Here is a 14410-nt window from a genome sequence, read left to right on the forward strand (position 1 = left end):
AGTATTATTCAAAGGTTGTTGCCAAAACTGCAACGACAGCTGCCACAACAGCGGCTGGTACGGCGGTTTCCCCGGGAGTCGGAACTGTGATTGGTATTGCAACCGGGGAAGTTGTCGGGGAAGCAGTAGCCTACAAGATGGATAAGCAGGACATCTGGAATATTTCGCCACAGAATGTGATGAGTTCCATGATATGGGAGCTTATGAAAAAAGTACCGATGTTAATCAGATTGCTGCGGTCTATGAAAAATATAGGGAGAATCCTAAAACTGCGTATCTGGGATGCTCAATGGGAATTATTTATCGTGATCCGGAAGACAGTTACTATGATGAAGCCGAATTTGCGATCGTTAAAGGGAATACCGTATTCGGAGATCTGATGGATGATGTTCGATTTTATGGAGAACTTGCACTGGTACGGGAAGGGATCGAGAAAATTCATGAAGCATTGCCGGACTACAAGTATGTACCGATGAGGGATGTTCGAGAAGCAATGTATCCTGAGAAAATGACCACAGAACAGCTGGCAGAGGCACTGGATGAGATTGCAGAAGCTTTTGATCCGTATGAGTATCGAGATAATGTGGAGAGGGGAGAAAATACGGTGCAGGAAGTAATGCTGGATTTGAGAAGTGGAAATATTCATTCCTATATTTCATATCTGAAGGATATTGTAGACGAAGAATGCGATCTGTCTGTTCGTGCAGGAGTATTGATTGAAAGACTGAAAGCCTATGAACCTGAACTTCCAAAGGATATGGAACCAATGGTGTATGTAAACTATTGTGAAGAAAGTGATCTCATGAATCCAAGATGTCAGAAGCTGTCTGAGCTGGATGCAAAAACAGCAGAAATGGATAAAGAATGGTATGCAAAACGTGATCCGAAGACAGAGGAACCTACAAAAATTGCAAAGATATATGTGACTGTATATTATGCGGAAAAAGGTGAACAGATGCTGCATCATTTTAAGAAGTCAATGGATATTGGAAATGGACATGGCGGTATTGTGAGTCAGTTGAAGTATGATAATGAAATGAAGCTTACAGATGAGTATTGGATCAATTACCAGAAAGGCAAAGGAAGTGAAGAGTTCCAAAAGTATATGGAAGATCTGACAGACATGCAGAATCATGTGCTTCCGTATCTGCAGAGTTTTTGCAATCTGGAGGAAAAAGGTGTGAAGGAGAGACGAGAACAGCAGATAGCAGAAAGATATGAAGGAAGAGCAGATGAGAGGGTAACAAGTACCGAAGCGAATGAAGTTGTTAAGGATGTAGGAAAAACAGATAGAAAACCGGCACAGCAGAAGCAGGCGGTAGATGGAAAAGATAAGAAATTATCCATTCATGAACGGCTTGAGATCAATAAGAGGATTATTCAAGAAAAGCAGGGAAAAGATAAAACGGAGAGAGGAGTTGATTTGGGTGTAAGGACAGTGTAGAATAAGCAGAACGAGTCGGAGGTCATGGATGATAACGTGGCTTCCGGCTTTATTGCGTATTGTCGGAAGAATTATAAATGGTATAATGAATGTAAATGCGATAAAAGAATGTCGCCTGTTATGCGACTTCCAAATGAGAAAAGTGTGTTATTCTGAGATCAAACAAGAGGCTAATAGAGTCAGGAGGATGACATTATGAGTAAAAAAGGATATAGCAGACCAGGATTCTTTGGATCCATAAACCATTATGATGCAAACGGAAAAAAGTAGGCGAGAGCAGACCAGGATTCTTTGGTGGTATGAACGACTATGATGCAAATGGAAAGAAAATCGGACATAGTTCGCCTTCCTTTTTTGGTGGTATGAATCATTATGACAATAACGGGCATAAAGTAGGTGAGAGTCGACCAGGATTCTTTGGCGGTTTAAACCATTATGATGACAAGGGGCATAAGCGGGGGCATAGCAATCCAGGATTTTTAGGTGGATTCAATCATTACGGTTAAAACTGCACAGAGAGCAGCACAAGCGGCAAGGGCTGCGGCAAAAGCCGCCGTGGTTACGGTAAAGGCGATTGCCAAAGCGACCGCACTTGCCATTAAAGCGATTATTGCCGGAACGAAAGCCTTGATTGCCGCTATCGCCGCAGGCGGCTGGGTGGCGGTTTTGGTTATTATCGTGATTTGCCTGATTGGTATGATCCTCGGCTCAGTATTTGGCATTTTCTTCTCAGACGAAGATTCCGGCACTGGAATGAGTATGCAGACCGTTGTGCAGGAAATCAATACCGAATACGATACCAAGCTGCAAGAGGAAAAGAACTCGGTATCCTATGATGTTCTTGAAATGAGTGGCAGCAGAGCCGTTTGGAAAGAGGTGCTTGCCGTTTACTCTGTAAAAACGAATACGGATCAAGATAACCCCCAAGAGGTTGCCACAATGGACGATGGCAAAAAGCAACTCTTAAAAGACATCTTTTGGGAGATGAATCAAATATCTTCCCGAACAGAGAGCAAGACCGAAACAGTTATTACCGAAACCGATGACGGACACGGTAATATCGTGGAAACTGAAAGCACGGTCACACAAACCTATCTGTATATTACCGTCAGCCACAAGACTGCCGAGGAAATGGCGGCGCAATATGGTTTTAACGAAGAACAGAAAGGCTACCTCGCTGAACTGCTTGCAGATGAAAACAATTACCTTTGGTCACAGGTGCTTTACGGCATTACAGGCGGCGACGGACAGATCGTGACCGTTGCACTCTCTCTGGTTGGCAATGTGGGCGGTCAGCCGTATTGGTCGTGGTACGGTTTTAACTCCCGTGTAGAATGGTGTGCTTGCTTTGTATCTTGGTGTGCCAACGAGTGCGGCTATATCGACGCTGGAGTTATCCCAAAATATGCAGGCTGTGTCAACGGAGTACAATGGTTTAAGGATCGTGGACAATGGCTGGATGGCAGCGCCGAGCCTGCCCCCGGAATGATTATTTTCTTCGATTGGGCAGACGAAAGTGGTCAGGATGGATTATCCGACCATACGGGTATTGTTCAAAAGGTCGAAAACGGCAAGGTTTATACGGTCGAGGGCAACTCCGGCGACAGTTGCCGAGTCAATGAGTATTCTATCGGTTATTACGAGATTCTTGGCTACGGCGCACCTGCCTATTAAAATACACAAGCCGCCTGCATTTTGCAGGCGGTTGGATTACATATCAGAAAGATATTGTGCCGGTTTGAAAACTAAAAGTCTCAAAATACAGACTTAATAATTGCGATTTCACTCTCAAAGTGCTATAATACAAACTATATTTGGGTGGAGGTGCGGAAATGAAAGTACGGTACAACAAACTTTGGAAACTTCTGATTGACAAGGGAATGAAAAAGAGTCAATTACGAGAAGCGGTCGGGGCAAGCAAAAGTACATTTGCGAAACTCGGAAAAAATGAAAATGTTACCCTTCCCGTGCTGTTGAATATATGCGAATACTTAGAGTGTGATTTTGGCGACATAATGGAAGCCGTACCCGAAAATGAGGTGTAGGATCAATGAACAAGAAGATTTTAATTGTGGATGACGAAAAAGAAATCGTTGATCTGCTTGAAGTGTATTTGAGTAACGATGGTTATTCAGTATATAAATGTTATAATGGGTTAGAGGCGATGAAATGTATCAAACAGTCGCAGATTGATTTAGCGATACTTGATATTATGCTGCCGGATATTGATGGTTTTCGACTTTGCCAAAAAATTCGGGAAAAGTTTTACTTCCCTATTATTATGCTTACCGCCAAAATTGAGGATAGCGACAAGATTATGGGGCTTACGATTGGTGCGGATGATTATATAACGAAACCGTTTAATCCTTTAGAGGTTGTGGCAAGAGTAAAGACGCAATTAAGGCGTTATCAGAGCTATAACAGTCCTAATTTGAGCCAATCCGAAGAAAAAGACGAGTATGACATCAGAGGTCTACTGATAAACAGAGTCAGCCACAAGTGCTACTTGTATGGCAAAGAAATAGCCTTGACTCCGTTGGAGTTTTCTATTCTGTGGTATCTGTGCGAACATCAGGGTAAAGTTGTCGCCTCGGAGGAATTATTTGAAGCCGTGTGGAAAGAAAAGTATCTTCGCAACAGTAACAATACGGTAATGGCGCACATTGGGCGGCTTCGGGAAAAATTGAATGAACCTTCAAAAAATCCGAAGTTCATTAAAACTGTTTGGGGGGTAGGGTATGAAATTGAATAAAAAAGAAAAAAACTATCTGCTCTCTACCTTGTTCAAAGGGTATGTAATTCAATGTGCGATTTGCTCTGTGCTTATTTTTGGCGGTACTTTTCTTTTAGGAATTATGGCAGAGGAAATTCTCCGCAAGTATGTTTTGTATTATTACTTGTATTACAGAACAGTATATCTTTATATAGTGGCTGTAATCGTGTGGGGTGGCTGTATTATATACATGACATACCTACTTTTGAAAAAAGTAGTCGCCTATGTGTACGAGGTACAGGCTGCGACAGGAAAAATGTTCGATCAGAATGTCAGTTACATTGAAATGTCCCCGGAGTTGAGTGAAATCGCCGCTAACATCAATCAGTTAAAACAAGAGGCTGAAAGTAATGCAAGGCTTGCAAAAGAAAATGAGCAGCGAAAAAATGACCTGATTATGTATCTTGCACACGATTTGAAAACACCGCTTTCTTCTGTAATCGGGTATCTTACTTTACTGCGTGATGAGTCGCAAATCTCAAAGGAACTTCGAGAAAAGTACCTTTCAATCACTCTTGGTAAGGCAGAACGGTTAGAGGATCTGATTAACGAGTTTTTCGAGATAACACGATTCAATATATACGATATTACATTACAATACACGAAAATCAATTTAACTCGCCTGCTGGAGCAACTTGTATATGAATTTAAGCCTATGCTCAAATCAAAGAATTTGCAATGTAATCTTTGTGTTGATGATGATATAATGCTTCGATGTGACGCAGACAAAATTCAGCGTGTTTTTGATAACCTTTTGAGAAATGCGGTTATCTACAGTTTTGAAAATACGGATATCACGATCAGCGCACAATGTCAGGAAGATACGGTCAGCATTATTTTTTGTAACCACGGCGATACTCTGCCGGAAGAAAAGTTAAACAGGATTTTCGAGCAGTTTTATCGGCTTGACGCAGCGAGAAGTACAAGCAGTGGAGGAGCTGGATTAGGTTTGGCGATTGCAAAGCAGATTGTTGAACTACACAATGGTACAATCGTTGCAGAGAGCCAAGAGGATCAAAACAAGTTTTCAATTACTTTGCCGTTGGCGTAGGAAAATTGTAAGAATTTGCATAGAAAAAAAGAGGAATATCTTACGAGCAATCAAGAAAATACGGGCTTCTGTTTTGGTACAATAAAAGTATCAAGATAGAGGCTCGTATTTTTTGTGATACAGCATAAGGAGGAATGATGAAGTTGCTAAGAAAACAAATGCTGCTATGTTCTATTTTGTTTCTTGTATTTACGCTATCTGCCTGCTCTGCAATTGGGCAGACAGACGAAAACAATCTTACAGATAGCGCAACATCCGCAGAAAAAACGGTATCAGTTGTACGAGGGACAATTACTCCAACCGTTTCAACGCAAACGACTATTGTTCCGGCAGTACCGTTTATTATTTTCTCACCCGAAAATGGCATATTTAATACAGCGGTAGAATTAGAAGAAAAAATCACTGCCGGGCAAATTATTGGAACTGTGAACGGCAAAGAATTGAAATCTCCGGTGGATGGTACAATTACCTCTATTGCCCCATCCAATGAAAGCGTACCGAGTAATTATCCCGTAGCGATAGTGCATTATACAGGATTTGCCCTCAATGTAGAGGCAGATAATTTTTTGAGTACCTTACCGGAGTATGCAGAGTTGAAAGCAAAATTTCAAGTATATGATGGTGTAGGACCAACCGATATGATTGCCGTGGTGTCGCCTGCCGCAGATGAAAATGCGTTTACGGGAATCGTGCCGCAAGAGGGCATTCTGCAATGCTTGATCAGTCAAACAGTCGATGTGAAATCGGGGCAAAGTGCAACGGTAGTCATAACGGCGACAACGAGAAATGATGTCCTTATATTGCCGCTGTCGGTAATAGCGGGTAGACAAGGGACGGGATTGGTTACTGTAATTACTCCGAATGGAGAAAGAGTGGAAACAAAAGTGACATTGGGTGTGACAGACGGAGCCAATATAGAAATACTGTCCGGCTTAGAGGAGGGCGATGTAGTTTCTGCTACTCCGCCAAACCTTGATCCGAGGGGGATTTGATAAAATGAAAGGAATTTCCGAAAAGACTTTAATCAAAATAAAGGATTTGAAAGCAAGCGTCAAATTGAATAATGGCGATATGCTGACAACAGTAACCAACGCTAATATGGAATTGCAACGAGGGCGCAGTTATGCCATTGTCGGAAAGTCCGGCTCAGGCAAAACAAGCCTTATATCCATTATTGGCTTGTTAAATCGGGAATATGAGGGCGAGTACCTTTATGATGGTATATCTATTTCTGCTTTGAAAGACCGTGATCTGTCTATACTGCGAGCCAATAATATCGGATTTGTATTTCAGAACTACTCTCTGATTAAGCACTTGCGGGTATGGGAAAATATCGAATTACCCCTACTCTATGCCAAAAAGTCGTTTACCGCCAAACAGCGTCACGAGATAATTACAGGCTTGCTAAAAAGTGTCGGCTTAGAAAGCAAGGAAAATGATTACCCAATCAATTTGTCCGGCGGTGAACAACAAAGAGTTGCAATCGCAAGGGCGCTTGCAGTATCTCCGGAAGCCATTTTATGTGATGAGCCTACGGGAGCGTTGGATAAAAAGACGGGAACGCAGATTATGGAACTGTTGCACAGCGTCGTAAAAGAAAATGGAATTATGCTGCTGTTGGTTACGCACGATCCTGATATTGCAGATACCTGTGATACGATTTTTGAAATGGATGGAGGGAGGATAACTTGTGCTAAAAATGATACTTAAAGACCTTCGTCTGTCTCCACTTAGAAGTATTCTGACAAGTGTTTCAATGCTTGTAGGCATTATCGCAATGCTTGGATCGGTATTAGTTGGTACGCTTGGACGGGAGTATTTGATTTCCGTAAACGCACAGGTATATGGCTGGTCACCTACTTACTCATTCGTGATAACGGAATCCGATTTTCACGATAGAAATAAAATGGAACAATTATTCCAGAGATTTGAAGCCATTGATGATGTAGCCGCTGTTACTTTTTCTATGGGAGAAGATATTCGATTTGCACCAATGAAAGATTTAACGCCAATACCGCCGAATGATGTTTACCAAAACCTGATGGCTTTTGATTTAGTTTGCACCACGGAGGCATATAGTCAAGTCTATAATCTTCCAATGACATCCGGTAGATGGTTAGAGCCTTCGAGTGAGGGCGGATCGCTTGAAGTGGTCATAAACAAAGAAGCTAAAAACTATTTTAATGATTCGCCCTATGCTGCAGGAAATGTAAAAAGCACACTTTCGTTAACCCCATTCAATATTGTCGGAGTAGTAAACGATGGCAGGGATTTTCCGACTATCTATGCGGATTCTGCGGCGATCCTCAATTTCGCACCAGCAATGTGGCAAGTACAAAATGCAAATGTGTATTGGCATCCCACAACAGGACTGACAATCGAACAGATACATTCTGCCCTTGGCGACATTTTGACTGATACCATTGGCGGTTACTGGGAAAGTGCTGGGCGGAGTGATATTGGAGATACCTATGATTCGGTATTGTCCATACTGCAATTAGGGCTTTTGGTTACTTCGCTTTTGTTGCTGTTTGTTTCCGTATTAGGGCAGATCAATATCGGACTATCTTCATTGGAACAGCGCACACATGAGTTGCTGATCCGCAGAGCGATAGGTGCTTCACGAACAAATATTGTGGCATTGGTTTTAGGCTCACAGTTGATTTTATCAATATTCGTTTGCTTTGCAGCTATTTTGATTTCGCTGATTTTGGTGCATTGTATTGGAGCGTTGCTCCCTGTGGATTCCCCGGTGGGAACACCGAGTTATCCAATCAGCGTTGCTGTTGTTGCAGTTGCTGTGTCTGTGCTTACAGCATTATTGGGCGGATTATTACCAGCATTGAAAGCAGCAAAATTAGAGCCTGCATTGGCTCTTAGATAATAAAACTCAATTCAAGGAGGAAACAAAATGAAACGAACAATCTCAAAATCCGAAAGACCGTACAGACTGTTATTGTGTGTTATGATTTCTTTGCTGGTGATTATGCTGGCAGGCTGCTCCACTTCTTCGGACTCCGACACAAACACAAGAGGTTTCACGGACTTTGCTACCATTGAAGAAGAATACCTAACGACCATTGAGAGTTTGAATTGGCCGGAGGGCTTTACGCCGCCTGATGCTTTGGAAGGCGAAGATACGGGAGCGTCTTTTCAGATAGGATATGGCGATACAAGAGCATCTAACCTTTGGGAATATTCTTGGATGCAGGAATGGCTTGATACTTACAATACGGATTCGGAAAGGGCGGCAAAAGCCTTAGCTGAACTCGAAAAAGCCTTTGATATGCCTTATATGGGAACAGATCGCTGTGATGACGCCACACGCAAATATCTTCGTGATAATATTGATAAAGCTAAGTTGGGAGATCCGTCTGGATTTACAGAGTGTATTCAGGCAAATTATGCCGATTAAAAATGGCACATAGGAGTTTTGGTGTTGGGAGGTGAGCACATATATGCAGAGAAAACGCCGTAAGAAAAAACGATTTGGAGTATTTTTGTTTTTGCTTGTAGTTTGTATCGGCATAGGTATAATGTTTGTGCCGTGGGCAATGCAGCCGGAAAATTTCAGAGAGGTAAAGAATAAAATAAATGGTTTTCTCTACAAAGAAGATTTTCCTGACTCTTATAATGCAAAATCGCTGATTTTGGTGGATTGTTCTGATGATGAAATATTTGTTTCAAAAAACGAGAACGAGCCACAAATTCCTGCAAGTTTAGCCAAGCTGTTTGTTATTGAGTATGCGTCAACTTTAGCAGACCTTGATAGTATCGTTGTTGCAGACTATGGTGCTATTTCACTCACGAAACCTGGCTCGTCTGTTGCTCAAATCAAGGAAAAAGAATACTTTTTACACAATCTATTTGCGGCAATGTTAGTACCGTCAGGGAATGACGCAGCTTATGTGGTTGCTGATTATTGTGGAGGATTACTTTCGCCGCAAGCAGAAAGCTGTCAAGAGCGTGTGAGGATTTTCATGGAGAACTTAAACCTGCATTTGCAACAGCAGGGGTACTTAGACACAGTTTTATATGATCCGAGTGGTTTTGATATGGAGGCACTTACCACCACTTTAGATTTGAAAGAAGTAGTATATCGGTTGTTGGAATACTCGTGGTTTAGAGAAATTGTATCTCAAAACACTTATACGGCAACACTGCCTGATGGCAGTACACAAATATGGCAGAATACAAACGCCTTCCTTGATCCGACATCCGAATATTACAACGAAAATGTATGCGGAATTAAGACTGGCTCTCTGTCTGACGACTATAACTTGATTGTGCTTTATCAGCAGCACGGAAAAGAGTTTTTGATATGCAGTTTAGGCTCTCAGTCCGATTCCTCTCGTTATGACGATGTGAATTTTATTCTGAAAACGATTGATGAATCGTATTATCTCACGCAATAAATCTTATGTTGTCCAAGACAAAAAAACTAACCAAGGGGGGTGATAATATCGGGCGAATCGTAATAATGGAGTTCAAAGCACAAGACTCAACAGCCTTTGACGATATGCTGGCTTATGCTGACCAACGAAGAAGTCATTGAAGAAATGCTCACGCTGGCAAAGCAGATTGCAGCAGCACAAAAAGAAGGCGACCAAGCCGGGCAGTCCATCAAAGTGAAGGACTCTTCCCTTCGTAATGCCGGAATGGTAGGCGGTAAGGTTATGACAGACCAGATAGAAGGCGGGCAGGAGATACAGCAGGCAAGTATGATTATGTATGAAGCCTCAAAGCCTGTCACGGGCACTGCGTCAAGAGGTGCGGAGTTATTTAAGCGGCAGGTAATCAATCAGCAGAAACGAAAGATTAAAAAGGTGGATGCAGGAAAGAAGATTGCTAAGAAGAGCAAAATTTGCGGATTATGATTATACACCGATAAAAACAGTCTGGGGGATTGGATATAAATGGGAAGAGTAAAGAGAAGCAATGCACTCAGCTGGATTTTTATGAGATATGTACTGGTCATGCTTGGATCATTAGTAGGTTTGGTGATTGTTGCTTGGCTGCTGCTGTACCTTTTGATTAGTGTGGGCTGTATCTATCCGGCGAATTATGCAGAGCAAAAGATTAATGAAGCATATGATACGATTTTACGTGCGGATAAAGTAACTGCTGAGATGATTCCTGCACTTTGTGATTATGTAATCTTTTCAGAGAATGGAGAGAAAATAGGTGGAGATCTGTCAGAACAATACGAACAGATAGCATGGAATGTTGCAAAGTACGGAAACGCATCCGGGAAATATTTTTATAAAGTAATTGTAAGGGAAAATGAATATGTTGTATTGCAATATCGCCTGACACCTCAATATCATTCAGCTTTTTTGAGGGAGCATTTTATAGGACCACAGAATGTGATGAGTATTATGTCAGTGATTGGAGCGGTAGCGATTATCATCATTCCGTCCATACGTTTTGGAAAAAGAATCAAAAAGCAGATGCAGCCTGTATTAGACGCAATTAGACAAATAAAGGATCAAAATCTGGAATATGAGACATCCTGTTCCGGTATCAAAGAGTTTGATGACTGTTTATCGGCAATCGATGATATGCGAGATGCATTGCGAGAATCTTTAGAAAAGCAGTGGAAAACAGAGCAGGAAAAGAAACAACAGATGTCTGCTTTGGCGCATGATATTAAAACACCTCTTACGATTGTACGGGGAAATGCGGAGCTGCTTTCAGAAACGGAGTTGACGCCGGAACAGAAAAATAATGTTACTTATGTCTTAAACGGAACAACACAGATACAAAGCTATGTAAAACAGTTGATAGATGTCACAAAATCATGGAATTGCAGTGATGTTACCTATATAACGGTGAGGTTAGAAGATTTTTTCGCAGATATAAAGGAACAGGCACTCGGACTGGTAGAAATCTATCACCAGAAAATAGATTGGAAGGCGGGACAAAGTGATAAAAAGGTAACGATTGCTTATGATCCAATGTTCCGGGCCGTAATGAATATGATTCAGAATGCAGTGGAGCATACAAAAGAAAATGGAATCATTTATATTGACGCAAAGGAGCAGGATGGCCGGCTGACATTCATTGTGGAGGATAGCGGATCAGGATTTACAAAAGAAGCATTATTGCATGGCACAGAGCAGTTTTTTATGGATGACACAAGTAGAAATGGCGAAGCCCATTATGGGATGGGACTATTTTTTGCAAAAACTGTGGCTGAAAAATATGGTGGAGGTATTAAACTTTCAAATTCTGAAAATACAGGTGGGGCGAGGGTAGAAATATTTTTCCTGAGTAGTCAAGAAACAAGCTAAATAGACCGCAATTAAGCTATGTAAATATTATTAGTATACTGCTAATTGGAACGTTGTATCTCGCTAACAGACAAAAAGCGGAGTACGACAGAGATATGCGACTTCTACAGCAAATGATGGTAACTATAGGGATTGCCAATATGTCTGACTGTTGCGTTTATTATCTTGCTGGCAGTTCTAATATAGTTATCAAAGACCAAAATTCATTTGTTGAAGTATATTGAATCAAGGACAGATAATAATATAGCGTTATTTGTGTCGTTAAACAAACCACACAGTAGACTTACTGAAAGCGGTGTGGAGTTACGATTACGAGAAATGGGGAAGAAGTTAGGTGTAGAAAAGGTACACCCAAGGACTATGGCCACCAGAGCAATTGAGAAAGGTATGCCGATTGAACAGGTACAGAAAATTCTGGGACATGAGCAAATAGATACAACGTTCAGATATGCAATGGTTAATCAAAACAATGTGAAGCTATCGCATCGAAAATATATTTCATAGATTGACTTGTAACGCAAAAGACGTTACAATAAAAGAAAGATGGAGGTGTATTCTATGGGAAAAACAGCAACATTAAATATAAGAGTAAATCCAGATGTAAAAGAAAATGCAGAAAGAGTATTGGCACAATTAGGGATACCAATGGCTACTGCTATAGATATGTATTTAAAACAAATATCATTAGTAGGAGGAATTCCCTTTTCTATTGTATTACCAAAAGCAGCTAATTCAGTGAATGCAGATATGATGTCTGTTACACAGATTCATCAAAAGTTAGAAAAAGGATATGCCGATATAGAGAAAGGAAATGTTGAGGATGCAGCTAGTGCGTTTGTGGCATTTAGAGAGAGGCATTAATGAAGCAATATAAGGTAGAGATTACAAAAGAAGCTTTGCAGGATATGGAAGATATATACAATTATATTGCTATAGATTTGCTTGCTCCGGATAATGCAATGGGGCAATATAATCTCATTGCTGATGAAATACTTACATTAGACACTTTCCCAGAACGATTTAGGATTATGGATTCTGAGCCGGAAAAGAGAATGGAGTTGCGTAGAATGCTCGTCGATAATTATTCAGTGTTTTACATAATCCGTGACGAAAGGGTAATTGTAACGGATGTGTTATACACGGCATCTGATATAGAAGCACGTTTGAGAGGCGAGCTATAAAAGCACGCGTTTATTTGAATTTGTCGACTTGTTAATTTCCAATTTTTAGTGATAGGGAGATACACAATGAATGGTTTGATTATAAAGGTACTCAGCATAAGTATTGCGGTAGTAACCGTAGTATACTTGATTATTTATAAAGGAAATACCATGATTACAAAGATATTTAGCGTGTGTATTATAGCAGCAATGGTAATATACTGGATTGTTTATGAAAGAAATACAAGAAAGCGAAAAAAACAGGAATTACAGCGTGATGACTATTTATTTGCGAAAGAAAACGATTTGCCGTTACAGATAAATTGGAATGAGATAAATGACTTTTTGTCAGATTCCGGATATGGTGTAAATATGCCGATGGAGAATTGGTTTATGATGGATTGGGCGAGACAGCCCTGTGTGGAGAATGGTATAAAAGAAGGAAAGTTTTCTATGAAAGGGTTTCGAGTGTTACAAGCTTTAAGTAACGATATGAAACACATTTTTTATGATGTGAGGTTTAATTATGACCGTGGTCCGGATATAGAAGATAAAAATAGGAAGTACGAAGCCGTAAAAAAGGTGTTGGATACAAAATACGCCGGTTTGTCAGAAGAGGTACGGAAGAATATATATGACCAATTTGTTAAGATATATGAAAGAAAAATCTGATATGTAATGACCTCTTGTCAAGTACAAGTTAACAGAAATCACCACAAAACTTTATTTAGTTGTCTGAAGGCACCCGGAAAGAGCCTCGGAGTATCAGTTCCCGGCATTGGCCACTCTGATATACGTGGATTGGTTACCGACAGGTCAATGGTCCGCCGTGAGCTCTACCGTCTAATTGCGTGGATCACAGATTTCTCTGTGCCAACATAGATTTATCGCAGATAGCTCGAACCTTGAAATGGCCGAAGCCCTTTCAGGATGTCTTCAGTTGTTACTTTAGTTACTGGCCAGATGTATGTGGCGCAAGCCATCTTACATCTGCTTGATTACCTGCTATAACAGCGGGATGATGATGTCAAGGCTGCGAAGCACCGCTGGCAGCGGCCTGGTCTTGATATCGGCAGCACGATGTTATACCTGTATCAGGTGATATGATCAGTCATCATGCCCCACATGAAACAGGCAAGCTCACGCGCAATCGCTGTTTTAGCTACATTGTGTTTCTTACTTTTTCCAAGAACCATTTTGTAGTATCGGCGTCTTAAGCGTTCATTGGCTTTATCTGCATAAGCAATAACCTGTGGTGAATTACCGGCTTGACGTGATTTCAGTTCCTTTGATTTGAATCCTATCTGACCACGGGCATAGCACTGGGAAGCTTCTGTAAGGAGCATACGCACATGACGATTTCCGGCTTTGGTAATGCCAAGCCTTGTCTGTTCATCACCGCTGGAATCCTCACCCGGTACAAGTCCCAGGTAGGAAGCAAATTTCTGTGCAGAAGCAAAACGCTGAAAATCGCCAACCTCAATCAGAACAGATAATGCGGTGTGAGTCTTGATACCGATGAAACAACAGAGTTTCTTAACCGATTCTCTGTATTCATCCTTGGAGGCAAGCTCCTCAATGCGTTTATCCAACCGTTCAAGCTTATCGCTAAGGGTAGTATAGGTCAGCAGATATTCGTCGAGGATTTCCTTATAAAGTGCCTCAGGCTTTAATGACTTAAGCCATTTG

Annotated in this window: 16 protein-coding genes and 3 pseudogenes; 18 read left to right on the plus strand and 1 reads right to left on the minus strand. The window is 41.2% G+C overall.

The genetic code is table 11. The annotated features are described in order from the left end of the window. Positions 1 to 151: 151 nt before the first annotated feature. From ABUA31_RS14405 to ABUA31_RS11270, 18 genes and pseudogenes are all read left to right on the plus strand, one after another. Positions 152 to 1444 (plus strand): annotated as a pseudogene (locus ABUA31_RS14405) (LPD25 domain-containing protein); the annotation flags it as partial. Between the two features lie 299 nt (positions 1445 to 1743). Then, positions 1744 to 1950, plus strand: a complete 207-nt coding sequence (locus ABUA31_RS11190; RefSeq protein ID WP_012744284.1) for a hypothetical protein — start codon at positions 1744 to 1746, stop codon at positions 1948 to 1950. Further along, complete coding sequence (locus tag ABUA31_RS11195; protein WP_008703824.1) at positions 1928 to 3118, plus strand: CHAP domain-containing protein; 1191 nt, start codon at positions 1928 to 1930, stop codon at positions 3116 to 3118. Before ABUA31_RS11190 ends, ABUA31_RS11195 begins: the two co-directional genes overlap by 23 nt. A 158-nt stretch (positions 3119 to 3276) precedes the next feature. Next, a complete protein-coding gene (locus tag ABUA31_RS11200) occupies positions 3277 to 3489 on the plus strand; it encodes a helix-turn-helix domain-containing protein (RefSeq protein ID WP_008703822.1) in 213 nt (70 codons plus the stop codon). Positions 3490 to 3494: 5 nt separating this feature from the next. Continuing rightward, positions 3495 to 4196 (plus strand): VanR-ABDEGLN family response regulator transcription factor, encoded by a 702-nt coding sequence (vanR, locus tag ABUA31_RS11205; protein WP_004853366.1) that lies wholly within the window; start codon positions 3495 to 3497, stop codon positions 4194 to 4196. Then, positions 4183 to 5268, plus strand: coding sequence for a sensor histidine kinase (locus tag ABUA31_RS11210; protein WP_008703821.1), 1086 nt, complete (start codon positions 4183 to 4185; stop codon positions 5266 to 5268). Before vanR ends, ABUA31_RS11210 begins: the two co-directional genes overlap by 14 nt. A 137-nt stretch (positions 5269 to 5405) precedes the next feature. After that, on the plus strand, positions 5406 to 6260 hold the full coding sequence (locus ABUA31_RS11215; RefSeq protein WP_226841040.1) for a hypothetical protein: 855 nt from the start codon (positions 5406 to 5408) through the stop codon (positions 6258 to 6260). A 4-nt stretch (positions 6261 to 6264) separates the two neighbouring features. Next, a complete protein-coding gene (locus ABUA31_RS11220) occupies positions 6265 to 6978 on the plus strand; it encodes an ABC transporter ATP-binding protein (RefSeq protein WP_004853372.1) in 714 nt (237 codons plus the stop codon). Then, complete coding sequence (locus tag ABUA31_RS11225) at positions 6968 to 8152, plus strand: ABC transporter permease (RefSeq protein ID WP_117456454.1); 1185 nt, start codon at positions 6968 to 6970, stop codon at positions 8150 to 8152. Before ABUA31_RS11220 ends, ABUA31_RS11225 begins: the two co-directional genes overlap by 11 nt. 27 nt (positions 8153 to 8179) lie before the next feature. Further along, a complete protein-coding gene (locus ABUA31_RS11230) occupies positions 8180 to 8683 on the plus strand; it encodes a hypothetical protein (RefSeq protein WP_015514509.1) in 504 nt (167 codons plus the stop codon). 43 nt (positions 8684 to 8726) lie between these two features. Further along, positions 8727 to 9683 (plus strand): D-alanyl-D-alanine carboxypeptidase family protein, encoded by a 957-nt coding sequence (locus tag ABUA31_RS11235; protein ID WP_012744280.1) that lies wholly within the window; start codon positions 8727 to 8729, stop codon positions 9681 to 9683. 114 nt (positions 9684 to 9797) lie between these two features. After that, positions 9798 to 10145 (plus strand): hypothetical protein, encoded by a 348-nt coding sequence (locus ABUA31_RS11240; RefSeq protein WP_349818555.1) that lies wholly within the window; start codon positions 9798 to 9800, stop codon positions 10143 to 10145. Further along, positions 10123 to 10197 (plus strand): annotated as a pseudogene (locus ABUA31_RS11245) (helix-turn-helix domain-containing protein); the annotation flags it as partial. The gene ABUA31_RS11240 and the pseudogene ABUA31_RS11245, both read left to right, overlap by 23 nt. Then, positions 10185 to 11561 (plus strand): sensor histidine kinase, encoded by a 1377-nt coding sequence (locus ABUA31_RS11250; RefSeq protein ID WP_349818554.1) that lies wholly within the window; start codon positions 10185 to 10187, stop codon positions 11559 to 11561. The pseudogene ABUA31_RS11245 and the gene ABUA31_RS11250, both read left to right, overlap by 13 nt. A gap of 189 nt (positions 11562 to 11750) precedes the next feature. Further along, positions 11751 to 12065, plus strand: a pseudogene (locus ABUA31_RS11255) (tyrosine-type recombinase/integrase); the annotation flags it as partial. 54 nt (positions 12066 to 12119) lie between these two features. Continuing rightward, positions 12120 to 12422 carry a type II toxin-antitoxin system RelB/DinJ family antitoxin gene (locus ABUA31_RS11260; protein WP_186814605.1) on the plus strand — a complete coding sequence of 101 codons (303 nt, stop codon included), beginning with the start codon at positions 12120 to 12122 and terminating at the stop codon, positions 12420 to 12422. Further along, positions 12422 to 12742, plus strand: a complete 321-nt coding sequence (locus ABUA31_RS11265; protein WP_004851526.1) for a type II toxin-antitoxin system RelE/ParE family toxin — start codon at positions 12422 to 12424, stop codon at positions 12740 to 12742. The genes ABUA31_RS11260 and ABUA31_RS11265 overlap by 1 nt, the downstream gene beginning before the upstream one ends. Positions 12743 to 12808: 66 nt before the next feature. Beyond that, complete coding sequence (locus ABUA31_RS11270; protein WP_004851524.1) at positions 12809 to 13393, plus strand: hypothetical protein; 585 nt, start codon at positions 12809 to 12811, stop codon at positions 13391 to 13393. 422 nt (positions 13394 to 13815) lie between these two features. Here the strand turns inward: ABUA31_RS11270 and ABUA31_RS11275 are convergent. Next, positions 13816 to 14410, minus strand: a 595-nt coding sequence (locus ABUA31_RS11275; protein ID WP_349824057.1) for a transposase, incomplete at its 5' end; no start/stop codon positions are given.

This window comes from Coprococcus sp. RTP31081st1_H1_RTP31081_211007 (assembly GCF_040227275.1).
In the GTDB taxonomy this organism is placed as follows: Bacteria; Bacillota; Clostridia; order Lachnospirales; family Lachnospiraceae; genus Coprococcus; species Coprococcus aceti.

Coding starts and splice junctions, on each gene's coding strand:
- ABUA31_RS11190 (WP_012744284.1), top strand. CDS start 1,744: ATGAACGACTATGATGCAAATGGAAAGAAAATCGGACATAGTTCGCCT.
- ABUA31_RS11200 (WP_008703822.1), top strand. CDS start 3,277: ATGAAAGTACGGTACAACAAACTTTGGAAACTTCTGATTGACAAGGGA.
- vanR (WP_004853366.1), top strand. CDS start 3,495: ATGAACAAGAAGATTTTAATTGTGGATGACGAAAAAGAAATCGTTGAT.
- ABUA31_RS11210 (WP_008703821.1), top strand. CDS start 4,183: ATGAAATTGAATAAAAAAGAAAAAAACTATCTGCTCTCTACCTTGTTC.
- ABUA31_RS11215 (WP_226841040.1), top strand. CDS start 5,406: ATGAAGTTGCTAAGAAAACAAATGCTGCTATGTTCTATTTTGTTTCTT.
- ABUA31_RS11220 (WP_004853372.1), top strand. CDS start 6,265: ATGAAAGGAATTTCCGAAAAGACTTTAATCAAAATAAAGGATTTGAAA.
- ABUA31_RS11225 (WP_117456454.1), top strand. CDS start 6,968: ATGATACTTAAAGACCTTCGTCTGTCTCCACTTAGAAGTATTCTGACA.
- ABUA31_RS11230 (WP_015514509.1), top strand. CDS start 8,180: ATGAAACGAACAATCTCAAAATCCGAAAGACCGTACAGACTGTTATTG.
- ABUA31_RS11235 (WP_012744280.1), top strand. CDS start 8,727: ATGCAGAGAAAACGCCGTAAGAAAAAACGATTTGGAGTATTTTTGTTT.
- ABUA31_RS11240 (WP_349818555.1), top strand. CDS start 9,798: ATGCTGACCAACGAAGAAGTCATTGAAGAAATGCTCACGCTGGCAAAG.
- ABUA31_RS11250 (WP_349818554.1), top strand. CDS start 10,185: ATGGGAAGAGTAAAGAGAAGCAATGCACTCAGCTGGATTTTTATGAGA.
- ABUA31_RS11260 (WP_186814605.1), top strand. CDS start 12,120: ATGGGAAAAACAGCAACATTAAATATAAGAGTAAATCCAGATGTAAAA.
- ABUA31_RS11265 (WP_004851526.1), top strand. CDS start 12,422: ATGAAGCAATATAAGGTAGAGATTACAAAAGAAGCTTTGCAGGATATG.
- ABUA31_RS11270 (WP_004851524.1), top strand. CDS start 12,809: ATGAATGGTTTGATTATAAAGGTACTCAGCATAAGTATTGCGGTAGTA.